Source organism: Candidatus Moraniibacteriota bacterium, assembly GCA_016699875.1.
Classification (GTDB): domain Bacteria; phylum Patescibacteriota; class Minisyncoccia; order Moranbacterales; family UBA1568.
In genome coordinates, this window is sequence record CP064989.1 from 568,219 (window position 1) to 583,149 (window position 14,931).

A 14,931-nucleotide genomic window follows, 5' to 3' on the forward strand; every position below is an offset into this window, starting at 1 on the left:
AACGAGATATTCAACAGGGAAGTGCGACGAGTTCGAAACCAATAATTATTTCTCACGAAGTACCGATACTCTAGCACCTCTTCGCATGAATTTCAAGCCACAAAAGGACTTTTCCGCTACCTTATTCTTCGTACTCGCAATAAAATTCCGCATTTCCTCGATAGTTGAGAATGAAGGCGGCAATGTGCTGTCACTGAACCGCTCGATCAATGCTCGAAGCGTAGATCGCTGAGAAGCATCCGAAAGCACAAGAAAATTCGTCACAAGCAAAGAAAATCCACTGCCATCGGCATTTTCGATAACGGAATGTGCCCCATCAATACACCGCTCGAGCAGGTCGATATCGTCAGCGAGAGACAACGCTGATCGAGCAAGCGTATCTCGAATATTCGGATTCAATGTCTCAAGAACAGGAAGAAGTTCATGACGAACGCGATTGCGCGTAAATTTCGGGTCGGTATTGCTTCCATCAATACGGAAGGGAAGCGCATTTTCCTTGAGGTAGCGCAAGATATCCTCCCTCGAAGTAAGGAGTAGCGGACGAATAATCACTCCCGCCCGAGGACGCATCGCTCCCAAACCGCGAAGTCCCGAACCTCGCAAGAGTCGCAAGAGAACCGTTTCAGCCTGATCATCCCGATTGTGCGCGACGGCAATTGCATCAAATCCAAGCTGTACCCGAATCGTTTCAAAAAAGTTATACCGAATATCGCGAAGCCGAGCCTCAAGGTTTCCGGCATAGTCAGACATATCCGGATGCAACACTGTAACCGGAAGAGCATAAAAGCCTGCCCGCTCTCGCACCAGCCACTCATCAAGATCGGATTCTTCGCCTCGAAGCGAATAGTTCACATGTGCGATGTGGAGCTTCCAATCGTATTTCTTCCCGAGAGCCACCAGACAGTCTAAGAGACACAGACTATCCGGACCGCCCGAAACCGCAACAATCATCGAATCTCCTGCCTTCCAGAGTGAAAAACGGTGCGCAGTATTCTGGAGATTTTTCAGAAAAGACTGCCGATCAGGCGCACCTCTCGATAATGTCGAGCGTTTTCCGGACAGCTTCATCGAGCTGTCCTTCTTCATTGACGACAGTGTAGTCATAAATATCGGTGTGGCGCAGCCATTCGCGCGTATAGTCCATCCGCTCGGCGATATAGGCATCGGTCACATGCGGGTCGCGACGACGAATACGCGCCTCAAGCACCGCCAGAGAGGGAACAGTAATCAAAATAGCAACAATATCCGGAAAAAGTTTCTTCGCCGTGAGAACGCCTTTCCATTCTATCTTCCAAATGCCGATTTTTCCGGAATTTCGTACGCGCTCGATCTCATCAAAAGTAACACCGTAGAGATTGCCATTGTATTGCCGCGTATACTCAAGGAATCTCTGCTCCCGAATGCCCGCCTCGAAGACGTCTTCGGACACGAAATAGTAGGGATTCCCCTCGGATTCGCCCGCCCGCGGCGCACGCGTCGTCGTCGTCACCACGCGCTCAATCGAAAGATGCTCTTCCAATCGAGAGATGATAGAATCTTCCCCTGCACCCGACGGCCCGGAAATAATAAACAGTTTCGATTCCATGCCCCAGCCTACCGCGATTTCCCACAAGAATCAAGGACTCCAAAGAAAATAAAAAGCCCCTGGAATAGTTATTATCCACAGGGGCTAAATTTTTTTCAAGAATTTTCCAAGAAAAAGAAATTTAAAAGAAAAACAAACACCCTCACACCTTCATAGGCAATACTCATCCTCCTTTTTTAGGTTTGGACTGAGAAAAACCCGCATAACGCGCCAAAGCGTTGTTGCAAGCGACTCGCATTCTTCATTACGCGGTCGCAAGCGTTATGCGGATCACGTACTCTGCCGCCTCGAGCCGTGGAGGACTAGCCTCCGATGAAGCGGCGAGTAAGGTTACGCCTCACCGAGCGCGGAAGTTATTGTCCGCGGCGACTCGGTAAGAGCCGCGCTACATGTGCTGCTCCTAACATTTTGCGCGCGAGGGCTACTAGCCACTCGGTTAGGTTACAGAGCACACACAACAACACACAACAATAGGGCTGGAAACCACCACTTATGCAAGGACAAATCCCTGCTTCAGCAAATGGCGCAGCCCTTTCTTTCGGACTTACAGCCAGCTAGCAGAGAGGGTATCACGAACCCTCTCACCTCCCGCTAAGGGGCTAGGTTACTAGCAGCCGACGATGCCCAGGCCCAGGCCGGCACCACCGCTGACGTTGCCGTTGGTCATCATACTCATATCCAGAGTGGCAGCGCCGGGATTGGGCCGGTAGAAGGCGCTGGCGGTGGTAGCGCTCACGAAAGAGATTCCTTCATTGTTCAGGTGCTCCTGATTCTTCATGGCATATCCTCCTCGAGGTTTGCCTTGGCGTTTTGACCCAAGGTCCCTAGAAAAACCAGGACCAAGAGCCAGCGTGTCGAGCGGAAAATCAACTCAATATTGAGCAAGTTAGCATACCCTTGAAATCTTGTCAAGGGCACTCGAGAGTATATCGTGAATTGTCGCTCTATACAAGCAAAAAGTGGCATTTTTCTTCTTCAGAATTTCAAGATCGCGATACAAGAGAGAAAAATGCACAAGGACAAACCTCTGAAAAAATAAGCGGGATATTTCTATGGAAAATACGCTCTGAGAAAAGCTCCGAGCTATTCCACGGTCACACTTTTGGCAAGATTCCTCGGGCGATCGATCGCCTCACCGCGCGCCGCGGCGACAAAATAAGCAAAGAGCTGCAAGGGAATGACAGAGAGAAGCGGGGAAAGCGATTCGAGCGTCTCGGGAATAAAGAAACACGCATCGGCAAGCCCCTTGTCGAGCAACTCGGTGTTGCCTTCTGTCGTAACCGCAATAATACTCCCTTGGCGAGCCTTCACTTCTTGCATATTGCTTACTGTTTTCTCATAGACGCTATCGCAAGGAGCAACAAAGACGCAAGGAAAGCCCGCTTCGACAAGTGCCAAGGGACCATGCTTCATTTCTCCGGCAGGATAGGCTTCGGCATGAACATAGGCTATTTCCTTGATTTTGAGCGCTCCTTCAAAGGCGACCGGCGCACTGTATCGTCGTCCAAGATAGAAAAAGTCCGCACATGCCGAAAAACGCTCTGCCACAGACCGTATCGCGTCTTTCTGCGTCAATATCCGCTGTATCTTGTCAGGAATCTGCCGGAGCTGCCGAGCGAATTCCTTGCCGCCGGCAAGCGAAAGCGTACCGCGACGCCCCAATGAGAGCGCCATAAGTGAAAGTACGGCGAGCTGGGAGGTAAATGCCTTGGTAGAAGCGACGGAAATTTCCGGTCCGGCATGCGTATAGACGCCTGCCATTGTCTTCCGTGCAATAGTTGAACCGACAACATTCACGATGCCGAGCGTTAACGCACCCTTCCGCTCAGCCTCCTCAACCGCCGCAAGCGTATCCGCTGTCTCGCCCGATTGTGAAAGCGCGATCAAAGCCGTTTCCGCATTGAGCACGGGGTTCTTATAGCGGAATTCCGAAGCAGGCGTCGATTTGGCCAGCTTCCCCGCTATATCCTCAAAGAGATGTTCGCCCACCATACCAGCATGAAGCGACGTCCCGCACGAGACAAATTGAAATGACCGGATATTTCCAATTGCCTTATCCACACTGGAAAGCCCGCCCAAACGCGCCGTAGCCGCGCCATCTTTGAGCCGCCCCCGAAGCGCATCTTCGATAACGCGGGGCTGCTCCATAATTTCCTTGAACATAAAGTGCGGGTAGCCGCCCTTTTCCGCTTCTTCAAGCGACCAGTCGATAGTTTCGAGCGTCTTTGTCTTGGCACTGTGACCGTCCACACGAGATATGACGTGTTTATCTGACCGTATATGAGATATTTCTCCGTCTTCGAGAAAGAAAACGTCGCGCGTCCGTGACACAATAGCCGACGGATCAGATGCCACGATATACTCATTCTCTCCCACACCAACCAAAAGCGGACTTCCCTGCTTCGCAGCAAAAAGACTCCCCGGCTCATCCGACCCGAGAACCAAGAGTCCGTAGGTGCCTCGCACGCGCACAAGCGCTGATCGGATCGCATCTGGAAGTGACCGGGAAGTCTTTCGTTCTTCTTCTATAAGATGCGCGATAACTTCCGTGTCGGTTTCCGAGCGGAAAACATGCCCCGATGCCACGAGCTCCTCTTTCAACTCGCGGTAATTCTCGATAATGCCATTGTGAACCACGGCTATCTTCCCGGAACAATCCGTATGCGGATGCGCATTCGTATCGGTCGCGCCGCCATGTGTCGCCCAGCGTGTGTGGAGAATAGCGATCGGAGCTGCAGCAGGGAAGTCTCCGCTTAACTGCTTCGACCGCATCTCGGGCACCAACCCGTCGCTAATGCCGCCCTGCTTTTTGACGACACGAATCACACTGTCAGAGAGTGTGGCAATACCGGCACTGTCGTATCCGCGGTATTCAAGCCGCAACAAAGCACTCACTCCCGACTCAACCGCATCCGATCCGGATTCGGTCACCACTCCAACCACTCCGCACATAGACGCATGTGTTAACGTTCATCTAAAACCTCCGAACCCCAGCACTTCGCCAGGATCTCAGCAGATATTCGCATTGTTTCAAAAAACCGACATTCTTCTTGTGGTGTAGCAAAGAAAGAGAGAAAAAACAATGCGGAAAATATCCGACAACATTGACAGATGCCCGGGAAATTTCTAGGCTATTTAGTCAAGAAATACCAGAAGCAGCCCATTATGCCCCCCAAAGAAATTCTCATTCTCTTTATCCTCCTCACCAGCGGAGCCGGTCTTTCCATGGCGGTCGATTTGACACTCGGCATCCGCTGGCAACGGTTCAAATCCTGGAAGTGGCTCGTCCACATCACTACACTCATCCTCTATGGCGCCATCATAGCCGCCTACATGATCCTGCATTGACGCTTCGCCGTAAAAGCCGTATACTTTTCCCGAAGATACGGTTTATTTTTTTCTTTAAGAAACGCTCGCAGGAATCGCCCTCGGCACAGAAGAATACCCAAGATTCTCCGGAAATCTTGGTGACTCCTCCGTGTTTAGCGGCTTCCAAGCGGGCAGAATCCGCTTATGCAAGAGCAAAAATGGTCCCTCCAAATAGGAGGGAGAGTCCTTGAGCTTTCAACCGGACTCCTCGCGGGGCAGGCAAACGGCGCCGTGCGCGCCCAATACGGCGACACCGTCGTCCTTGCGACCGCCGTGATCGGCAAGAATCCCTCGAATATTTCGGGATATTTTCCGCTCCTCGTCGACTACGAAGAACGCTACTACGCCGCAGGGAAGATAAAGGGCTCGCGATTTGTGAAACGCGAAGGACGCCCGTCCGACGATGCCGTATTGACCGGACGCGCCGTCGACCGCACCATTCGCCCGCTTTTCAATGCTCGAATGCGAAACGACGTGCAAGTGGTCGTCACTACCCTCTCATTCGATGGCGAAAATGACCCCGATACCATCGGAATGATTGCCGCATCTGCCGCACTCGCCCTCTCAGACATCCCCTGGAACGGGCCGATCGGTGCCGTTCGCGTCGGAAGAATGAATGAAAATTTCATCTTAAATCCCGTAAACGGCGAGCGAGCTGAGAGCGAATTCGATCTTCTCATCGCCGGAACAAACGAGAAGATCAACATGATGGAGGTATCCGCCAAGGAGGTACCGGAATCCGTCATGATAGAAGCCTTTGCCTTTGGCTTCGACGCTATCAAAAAAATCGCCGACTTTATCGAGTCGATCCGAAAGGAAGTTGGCAAGGAAAAGCTCGTGCCAACACTCCTCGAAGCTCCCAAGGAAGTCGAGGACGATATTCGCCGATGGTTCGAAGAGAAAGGTCTCGCTCAAGCGCTCTACCTCAAGGGCAAGAAAGAAACCTACGACCGACTCCGCGAAATTCGCGAATACGTCGACAAGCAAATCAACGAAGTTCATGCAAATGTTCCAAAAATTCGCGAGGTTACCGAGCAAGTCTTCGAAGAACTCTCCGATGAAATCGTGCACGAGAATATTTTGCAGCACGAGAAACGCCCGGATGGACGCGCTTTGACCGAGGTTCGCCCCATTACATGCCAGGTCGGCGTCCTCCCGCGCACACACGGCACCGGACTCTTCACACGCGGCGAAACCCAAGCGCTCACCGTTGCAACACTTGGCTCTCCGGGTGATGAGCAAATCATCGACACCATGGAAGTCGATATGAAGAAGCGATATATTCACCACTACAATTTCCCGCCGTACTCCGTCGGCGAAGTACGTCCGATGCGCGGCCCCGGACGGCGCGAAGTAGGACATGGCGCCCTCGCCGAAAAAGCATTGGTCCCTGTGCTCCCCAACAAAGAAGACTTCCCATACACCATTCTTTTGGTTTCGGAAATTCTCTCTTCAAACGGATCATCGTCCATGGCATCAACCTGCGGATCAACACTCGCTCTCATGGACGCCGGCGTCCCTATCAAAGCGCCGGTCTCCGGCATAGCGATGGGCATCATCGTCGGCAGCGAGAAGCAGTACAAAGTATTGACCGATATCCAGGGACTCGAAGATCACTATGGCGACATGGACTTCAAAGCCGCAGGAACCACCAAGGGACTCACCGCCATTCAAATGGATGTGAAAGTGGACGGTGTCACGCTCCCCATGCTCGAAGCAGTGCTCTTGCAGGCAAAAGACAATCGCGCCGAAATCCTCGGGAAAATGCTGGCAACGCTTCCCGAGGCACGCACCGCGCTTTCACCCTACGCGCCGCGCATCATCGTGCTTCACATCAATCCGGAAAAGATCCGTGATGTTATCGGACCGGGAGGGAAAATGATCAATCGCATTATCGACGAAACCGGTGTTGAAATAGACATCGAGGACGACGGATCCGTATTTGTCACATCACCTGACGAAGTGAGCTCCAAGAAGGCGGTCGAGTGGATCAATAACCTCACGCGTGAGGTAAAGCCCGGCGAATTGTTTCAGGGACGCGTCACGCGCCTCATGAATTTCGGCGCCTTTGTCGAAGTCCTCCCAAACCAAGAAGGATTGGTGCATATTTCCGAGCTCGCCAATGAGCGCGTCGAGCGCGTCGAGGACATTGTTCATGTTGGCGATATGATTCCCGTTATCGTGAAAAATATTGACGACCAAGGTCGCATAAACCTCTCAAGAAAAGCCGCCCTCAAAGAGGTGCTATCCTGATCTGATCAGATACAACACTGAACACAAATCGCATGCTCGTCCGAAACGACAGTTTGTGGTAGAATGAGAGGCGGAAGAAGTTCCGCCTTCTTTCTTGTTCAAAAACAAAATGCTATGGGATTCTTCTCGCGAAAAATGTCAGCATCAAACAAAGACGATACCCACGAAATGATCGACGCAAAAATCCACGTCATGCAACATGATTTGGATGAAATAGCCAAAAGTGGACACATGGAAATAGAGTCTACTCAGCAGAAAACTTCGGAAACAAAAGAGTCAGCCATTGAGACTCAGTCGGCAAATATATCCGTACCATCCGACAGCCCCTTCTCTCAATCGGAATATGTTCTAGAGCCGAGCGAACCGGCACGCACTCATACTATCGAGGAATCTGAACCACAGGCTCCAGAAGGGGAACCTCATCAAGAAACCCCTTCACCAAATGAATCCGGCGATATCGCGGTTCCATCAGCCTCCTCGTCAACACCACTCAACCTTCCATCATTCCACGCGGCACCAACCCCTACATCCCCGACACCTCGAGGACCGATGCGTCTCAATATCGGGCAACAAACATCATTAGAAATTCCCAGCGCAAATGTTCCCGAATCAGCACCGGCACCAAATGAAGCATTGAAGCTGCCGGTCACACCACAGGAATCTTTGCGGACCGGGACCTGGCCAGTCGCGACACCAACACAAGCGACCCATGCAAAAAAAACAGCGCCGAAGAAAGCGCAGAAAAAAATCTCTCTGCGAAAAGCGCCGACCGACAAGAAACTCATGTCTGACAATATCATCCTCAAGGAGCGATGGGGGTGGAAGCATTATCTGATGATACTGGTCGTAATAGGATCTATCGGCGGCGGAGCCTTCTATTTCTGGAAAACCCGCTTCTCTTCCGAAGGATTCAACCTTCCGACAGTCAATCTTCCGAACATTCCAGACATATCCAGCAACAAGTCCGCCGATGATCTTCGCGAACAATCAGACGATTCGCTCCCATTTTCCACGACCAACGCCAATCCATTCATCGTCGACGTCGAAACAGAAACCGTCTCAACGCTTCGGGAGCGACTTATACAAGACGCTGACGATATGCGGAAGGCCAGCATGACCGGTCCGGTACCGTTTTCCGTAGTCGACAAAACCAACACACCAATCGCATTCTTCATTTTTGCCTCTATTTTCAATCTGGGACTTTCCGGCGACCTACTGAACAGTCTCGACAATAACTTCACTCTTTTCATATTCCTTGACAATAACGAACCGCGAATAGTTCTCTCCATCGCAACCAAGGATGTCGATGCCACCAGAAAATACCTCGCAGAATCAGAGAGAACGCTGCCGCTGAGCCTCAAGAACATTCTTTTAGTCGATACACCTCCGACCATACCAGCAGCAATATTCTCAACCACTGCCTACAAGGGGGTCACCATACAATACTTCAACCTTTCTTCAGAAACACCTCTGTCATTCGACTACGCCATCAATGAAAACACACTCGTACTTGGTACCAGTAAAAATTCTGAGCGCGCCGTACTCGATACGATCATAGATTCGAAGCAGTAGATGGTTGATTGCTGGCTTATGCAACAGAAAAAAAGAAATTCTTTTTTTCTTCGTTAAATTTTCAGCGAAGATATTCTTAAACGGCAAGAAAAATCCCGAGAAGAAAATTGCTTGTATACTCGCATTCTTCAAAAACATTTTCCCTGCGTTGACCCCACTCTTTTTTTCTGCTATACTTGGGATGTGATCGGTTGAAAAAGGAAGCGGTTCATTAAAAAAATAAAATATTCAGTTGACCCGTCCGGTGAAGTCCGCTCTTCTCGAATGGTAGCGGGGTTCCAATCGCAATTTCCCCCTATTTGCGATTGGAACCCCCCTACTGTTCCTCCTCTGAAAAATTTCAGAGGCTCTCCTTCATCCGACAAGGAGAAACCAAAAAAACAAAAACAAAATTTTCCTGTCGCACAAAAATAAAGACAGAAAAATAAAAAGAAAAAGCCAAACAACAGTTCTTTCAAAAAAGGAATCGAGTAAAGGATTCCAAAAAAACAGGCTACATGCCAAGGATACGGTACGGGCGACACTCAATCGGAAGAGTGTTACAACTTCATGCGTACAAATCACGCGAATTCTCAATGGATTACCGATGCCTCCTCACCCGTTGGCTACGTAACCGGAATACGCGTTGGCGCATGGCCGGGCGTCTCGCCAATTTATTTCATATTTGGGCGTCTGACGCCCGGCAACCAACTCTCATATTCGCAAAAAGAAGCACTTTAAAGCCCGAAAGGGTGTTTTTTGTTTGAAAAAATATCCCCATTGCTCTAGGATATTCAATATTCATAATCCCGCCTTTATAAACAGGATGCTGCCATTCTCTCTCTTACAGCCGTTTCGACACAAACGCAGCTCGCTCGGGAAAAGCGGGGAACGCACTGCCGCTCTCTATCTCAAAAACAAGGGGTTCAAAATTCTCGAGATGAATTACAGAAATCCGCGAGGGAAACAGCTGGGAGAAATAGATATCATAGCAAAAAAAGGGGATACAATTGTCTTTGTCGAGGTGAAGACACGAAAAGGAGAGATGGGAACAGTATTCCCGGAAGACAATCTCACGCCGGGAAAACTCCGAAAACTTGAGAAAATAGCAACATATTACTTGCAATCACGACATCTCCGGGACTCCTCCTACCACTTCGACGCCGTTACCATTCTCATTGATAAGACAGGATCAACCACTATTCGCCATTTTGAACACATCTTTGTTTGAAATTCGCAAGAATAAAAAACTGGACAACTGAACCCTGTCTCTCTATACTTGAAGAAGGGTTTTTGTTTTCAGTGTTCACACTTTGATCTTTGAATTTTTCCCCTATGACTCTTGATGCCGCAACACTCTCCGAACTCAAAGAAAAGCTCCTGACTGAAAAATCACGCCTCGAGGAAGCGCTCTCGAAGTTTGCCACCAAAACCGATGTTCCGGGTGAATACAAGACGCAGATGGAGGAAATTGGCACGGATATCGATGAGAACGCGACCGAAGTCGAGGGCTACGTAGATAACCTTGCTGTTGAGCAGGATCTCGAGCATGAATTGCAGGAAGTACTTGCAGCACTCGACCGTATGGAAAAAGGAAGCTACGGCATTTGCGAGAAAACGGGTCAAGAAATCAACATCGAACGGCTTCGGGCTTATCCAGCTGCAAGAACCGCGGTTCTCTCCTAGTTATCAACATGTTTCGCTGGCGATTTATTGTATTGAGCATTCTTTTTACTGTCTTCTTGTTTGGAGCACAGATTGGAAAGCGCTTCTTCTCTCAGGTTGTTTGCAATACGGGAATTGGGTTTGGTATCGGGGGAGGAGTGTGGCTGATAGCATTGTGGGTAGTTTTTGTAAGTGCTCTAGGATTTTTCGTGGTTCGTGAGCTTCAGGAAGAAAGAGCAAGTCGTTTTGTATACCTCGTCCCTGTTGGAGGAGGTTTTTTGTTGGGTGGCGCGATTTCAAATCTGCTTGATCGGCTTGTTTATGGATGCGTTGCCGACTATTTTCAGCCATTCCTCTGGTTTCCAGCGTTTAATATAGCAGATATCGGAGTGAGTATGGGGGCGGGGTTGCTAGTTTTGTATCTGTTTTTTACAGAGGCTACGGATAAATAAAACGGCATATTACAAAACAAAATTTGTAATATGCCGAAAAAACAGGGGGGATGCTATACTCGCAAGGACTCTGCACGTTCGTCTATGCTTTCTCCATTGGGAGTGACGGTGAACTGATAAATGGACCCGTCATACTGGTCGATTTTATATGTTCGAATCGGCTTGCCAAGGAGTCTGGCTATGGAGGTGAAAGCGACTGGAGTAAGTGGATAAGGATCAATATCTTCGTATCGGCGAGTTTCCCAAATCCATCGCTTCTGCCTGTTCAGTAAGGAATTGTGGTAGTAACTGAGCTGCCACCATTTTCTCTTTTTGACGATACCATCCGAAACAAGCTGGTTATAGACGGCTTGGGGGGTTATTCCGAGGGCTGAGAGGAGTCGCGTGAAGGGTATTGTCCCCACACTTTCGTCTCCAAGAGTCACTTTTTGCCATGAAGGGAAGTTAAAATTCTTTGCACTGATTCCTATTGCTGCATTGTTGTAAAATGCGCGAAGAATTTCGCTATCCAAGGGTTGGGGAACTTCAATCTCAGGCATCTTTCTCTCCTTTTAAGTTATTAAAACAACTACAATGATTTTGGACCGAAGTGAAAATAGTGTATTTCGAAATTAATTATTTGTCAAGTATCTGGTTGATACTTGTTGGTTTCCTGCTTGCGTTTTCGTTTCAACATGCGCTAGAGTAGAGAACTTACTGGAAATCCTATCTCATTCCTGACCCACTATGCCTGCCAAGATTTTCTCTGCCGCAACACTCGGACTCGAAAGTGAGCTCGTCGAAGTGGAAGTCGATGCCTTCAATACGGGTATGCATCACTTCACTGTCGTTGGACTTCCGGACACCACCATCAAGGAATCCCGCGATCGAGTGAGTTCTGCTCTCAAAAATAGCGGGTTTCTCCCGCCCCACCGATTCGGCCGCATCACCGTAAATCTCGCTCCTGCCGATCTGCCAAAAAATAGCCCGGTATACGACGTCCCGATGGCACTCGGCTTTCTCCTGGCAACCGAACAACTCTCCTTTGATTTCCACAACAAACTTTTCATCGGCGAGCTCTCCCTCGATGGAAAAGTCCGCCCCGTAAGCGGGGTTCTCCCCATCGCCCTCCTCGCCAAGAAGCTCGGCATACCGGAGCTCTACGTGCCCGAGAAAAACGCCGCCGAAGCCGCTATGGTGCGAGACCTCCACATTGTCCCCATCACGTCTCTTTTTGAAGTTGCGCAGCACCTCTCGGGCGCCAAGGTAATTGAATCCGTCCCCGATATCGACATGGAAACGCTCTTCAGAGAAGAGACTTTCCTCCTCGATATGAAAGATGTGCGCGGACAAGAACACGCCAAGCGCGCGCTCGAAATCGCCGCAGCGGGCGGCCATAACATCTTGATGAGCGGGCCTCCAGGAAGCGGCAAAACAATCCTCGCCAAGACACTTCCTTCGATTCTTCCAAAACTCGATTTCGAAGAAAGCATCGAGATCACCAAAATCTTCTCTATCGCCGGATTCCTCACACGAAACAGCACACTCGTCACGTCGCGGCCATTTCGTTCGCCGCATCACAGCGCGAGCGCCGTCTCGCTCGTGGGCGGAGGCTCCTTCCCTCGACCGGGAGAAATCAGCCTGGCTCACCGAGGCGTACTCTTCCTCGACGAATTCGGCGAATTTTCAAAAAATATTTTGGAAAACCTGCGCCAACCGCTCGAAGACGGACACATCACCGTTTCTCGCGCCAAAGGCTCCCTTCATTTTCCGGCGCGATTCATCCTCGTTGCCGCGATGAATCCGTGTCCGTGCGGCAATATGGGCGACCCCGACCGCCTCTGCTCCTGCTCGCCACGCGAGACGCTTCGCTATAAGACGCGCATTTCCGGTCCTATCATGGATCGCATCGACCTTCATATCGATGTCCCACGCATCCCGTTCGAAAAGCTCGAAGCGCCTGAAAATGCCGAATCAAGCCTCACTATCCGAGAACGCGTTGAAAAAGCCCGTGCTATACAACGCGAACGATTCGCTCAGAAAGGCATATTCACCAATGCCGAAATGGGATCCGCTCTCATTCGAGAAGCCTGCCCACTCGACAGCGCCTCCAAGAGTCTCTTGAAGCAAGCTGTTTCCACCATGCGCCTCTCCGCCCGCGCCTACTACCGCCTCATCAAGCTCGCCCGAACCATCGCCGACCTCGAAGCCGCCGACCATATCCTCCCCAAACACCTCGCCGAAGCAATACAGTATCGGTTTAAAACGGAGTAGAGAAACATGAGTTTTCCGTTTCTGATAATTTGAAAAGCCTCGAGAAACCATTATGGTCTTCGAGGCTTTTTATATTCACACGTTAAGTTAAGTAGGCAGGTTGGACGTTTAAGCCAAAGGTTCTAGTCCTGAACCGTTGCAATGTTCGCAGATGGATTCGACGTTCATGAATCCCGCCTTGACAATGATAGTTCCTTTTCCTTTACATTCCTTGCAACCATTTGGGCTATTAATTAGCCCTGTACCAGCACAATCTTCGCAATCCACTTGAACGCGAAAAGCTCCACGCGTAGCAATGACAGAACCGCTTCCATTGCAACTCGGGCAACGATCGCCAATTAACTCCGGGTGATTTCTCATCTCTTCACTCCTCATCTTTCAATGTTCGGGGTATGCGACCGCACACCCAATGGACAAACACTGAATCCGAGGAGCGAAGCTGCACATTGGTAAAGAACATTGGAGTATACCGTAAAATTAACTATTTGTCAATATCGTTCGTCAAAAGAGGGTATTTCCTGATTTTTTTGGAATTTTCTGCTTTATCCTCGCATTTTCTCATATTTTCTTGTGTCAAAAACGTTTTCACAGCCATAAACCCCCTCCAAAAAGAGAATGGGAAAGCGTTTCAGACTTGCATTTTTGGTATTGCTACTTTATAAGAGATACTCTCCAAAAATCATTTTAGTTTTTTGTAACGATGAGCTTTGTGGAACCTGGATTCCCGTCTTCACGGGAATGACAGAAAACTAAAATCTCTCCGAAGTTAGCAATACCAAATTTTTCAAACGAATTGACGCCGTTCCATGTCACGAGGCACAATGGGGAAGTGGCACGAATTTCCCCACAACTCGTTGTGCAATCCTTGTTTGGCGCCATGGGGATTGGCGGAGCGATGCTTTTCTTTTTTCCTCAAAGCAAAGCAATAGAAACTACGACAAAACCGCAAAGTATTCCAATTTCTCTCTCGATTGACAGTCTCACTCTCCCGGAAAGAGCCCTTCCGAATGAAACGGTGGAAAAGTTCCTTGAACGCCTCAGTATTTCACATACCAAAGATGATACACTAACTCCAAACCCGGAAACCGTTCTCAGTGCAAATACCACTGTCACCATTGAAACCGCCAAACACTATTCAATAACAACCAAAACAGGAAAGAAGGAAGGTGTCACAACACTTCATACCGTAGAGCAACTCCTCAATGAGCAGAGAGTTTCACTTGGCAAAAACGATCTTGTCACCCCAGAGCCAGAGAAAGCGCTCACGGATGGCATAAAGATTTCCGTTATCAAAGTGGACATTCGAGAGGAAATCCTAAAGAAGCCGCTCCCGTTTGAAACCAAAGAGACTGAGGATTCGACCCTCTCATGGAGGAAGCGCCTCATAACACAAAAAGGCGATAAAGGTATTCGAGAGCTCACGTATGAAGTCATCTCCCATGACGGCAAAGAAATAAAAAGAACACTCAAGGAAAGTACGGTAACCAAAGAGCCCGTCACTGAAATAGCCACTCAAGGCACCAAAGTCGAAGTCGGGAAAAGCCACGCCGGGCTCGGATCATGGTATAGTTTCACCGGAACACTTTCAGCCGCGAACCCTTGGCTTCCTCTCGGAAGTTATGTGCGCGTCACCAATACCGACAATGGGAAATCCGTTATTGTCCGCATCAATGACCGCGGTCCATTCGGGAAAAACCGCATTATCGATCTCGACAAAGTCGCTTTCAAAGAAATCGCCTCGCTCGGCGCCGGAATCATCCCCGTCAAAGTGGAAGAAATAACAAACTGAAGGACCAAATTCAA

Annotated in this window: 15 protein-coding genes; 9 read left to right on the forward strand and 6 right to left on the reverse strand. The window is 49.6% G+C overall.

What is annotated here, in order from left to right; translation table 11 throughout:
- Positions 1–45 precede the first annotated feature (45 nt).
- From tilS to glmS, 4 genes are all read right to left on the reverse strand, one after another.
- Positions 46–1,104 carry a tRNA lysidine(34) synthetase TilS gene (gene tilS / locus IPK84_02885; protein QQS15289.1) on the reverse strand — a complete coding sequence of 353 codons (1,059 nt, stop codon included), beginning with the start codon at positions 1,102–1,104 and terminating at the stop codon, positions 46–48.
- The gene (locus IPK84_02890; protein QQS15290.1) at positions 1,022–1,585 is read right to left on the reverse strand and encodes a guanylate kinase; all 564 of its coding nucleotides are present in this window, start codon (positions 1,583–1,585) and stop codon (positions 1,022–1,024) included. Before IPK84_02890 ends, tilS begins: the two co-directional genes overlap by 83 nt.
- A 607-nt stretch (positions 1,586–2,192) precedes the next feature.
- Positions 2,193–2,363, reverse strand: a complete 171-nt coding sequence (locus tag IPK84_02895) for a hypothetical protein (GenBank protein QQS15291.1) — start codon at positions 2,361–2,363, stop codon at positions 2,193–2,195.
- Positions 2,364–2,668: 305 nt separating this feature from the next.
- The gene (glmS, locus tag IPK84_02900; protein ID QQS15292.1) at positions 2,669–4,537 is read right to left on the reverse strand and encodes a glutamine--fructose-6-phosphate transaminase (isomerizing); all 1,869 of its coding nucleotides are present in this window, start codon (positions 4,535–4,537) and stop codon (positions 2,669–2,671) included.
- Positions 4,538–4,750: 213 nt separating this feature from the next.
- On the opposite strand from glmS, the gene IPK84_02905 reads away from it, so the two are divergent.
- The 7 genes from IPK84_02905 (at position 4,751) to IPK84_02935 (ending at position 10,875) form a co-directional block, all read left to right on the forward strand.
- Positions 4,751–4,933 carry a hypothetical protein gene (locus tag IPK84_02905; GenBank protein QQS15293.1) on the forward strand — a complete coding sequence of 61 codons (183 nt, stop codon included), beginning with the start codon at positions 4,751–4,753 and terminating at the stop codon, positions 4,931–4,933.
- Between the two features lie 165 nt (positions 4,934–5,098).
- Entirely contained in the window at positions 5,099–7,207 is a 2,109-nt protein-coding gene (gene pnp / locus IPK84_02910; GenBank protein QQS15294.1) for a polyribonucleotide nucleotidyltransferase, read from the forward strand.
- 114 nt (positions 7,208–7,321) lie between these two features.
- Positions 7,322–8,779: a hypothetical protein gene (locus tag IPK84_02915; GenBank protein ID QQS15295.1), complete on the forward strand. Its 1,458-nt coding sequence runs from the start codon at positions 7,322–7,324 to the stop codon at positions 8,777–8,779.
- 549 nt (positions 8,780–9,328) lie between these two features.
- Complete coding sequence (locus IPK84_02920) at positions 9,329–9,499, forward strand: hypothetical protein (GenBank protein QQS15296.1); 171 nt, start codon at positions 9,329–9,331, stop codon at positions 9,497–9,499.
- 85 nt (positions 9,500–9,584) lie between these two features.
- Positions 9,585–9,989, forward strand: coding sequence for a YraN family protein (locus tag IPK84_02925; GenBank protein QQS15297.1), 405 nt, complete (start codon positions 9,585–9,587; stop codon positions 9,987–9,989).
- Positions 9,990–10,093: 104 nt separating this feature from the next.
- A complete protein-coding gene (locus tag IPK84_02930) occupies positions 10,094–10,444 on the forward strand; it encodes a TraR/DksA C4-type zinc finger protein (protein ID QQS15298.1) in 351 nt (116 codons plus the stop codon).
- 8 nt (positions 10,445–10,452) lie between these two features.
- Entirely contained in the window at positions 10,453–10,875 is a 423-nt protein-coding gene (locus IPK84_02935; protein QQS15299.1) for a signal peptidase II, read from the forward strand.
- Between the two features lie 53 nt (positions 10,876–10,928).
- Here the strand turns inward: IPK84_02935 and IPK84_02940 are convergent, their stop codons facing one another.
- Entirely contained in the window at positions 10,929–11,414 is a 486-nt protein-coding gene (locus tag IPK84_02940; protein QQS15300.1) for a hypothetical protein, read from the reverse strand.
- Positions 11,415–11,601: 187 nt separating this feature from the next.
- Between IPK84_02940 and IPK84_02945 the strand changes: the two genes are divergently transcribed.
- Positions 11,602–13,128 (forward strand): YifB family Mg chelatase-like AAA ATPase, encoded by a 1,527-nt coding sequence (locus tag IPK84_02945; GenBank protein ID QQS15301.1) that lies wholly within the window; start codon positions 11,602–11,604, stop codon positions 13,126–13,128.
- Between the two features lie 108 nt (positions 13,129–13,236).
- Here IPK84_02945 and IPK84_02950 read toward each other — a convergent pair whose 3' ends face one another.
- Complete coding sequence (locus tag IPK84_02950) at positions 13,237–13,488, reverse strand: hypothetical protein (GenBank protein ID QQS15302.1); 252 nt, start codon at positions 13,486–13,488, stop codon at positions 13,237–13,239.
- Positions 13,489–14,023: 535 nt separating this feature from the next.
- On the opposite strand from IPK84_02950, the gene IPK84_02955 reads away from it, so the two are divergent.
- A complete protein-coding gene (locus tag IPK84_02955; GenBank protein QQS16256.1) occupies positions 14,024–14,917 on the forward strand; it encodes a G5 domain-containing protein in 894 nt (297 codons plus the stop codon).
- Positions 14,918–14,931: the final 14 nt, after the last annotated feature.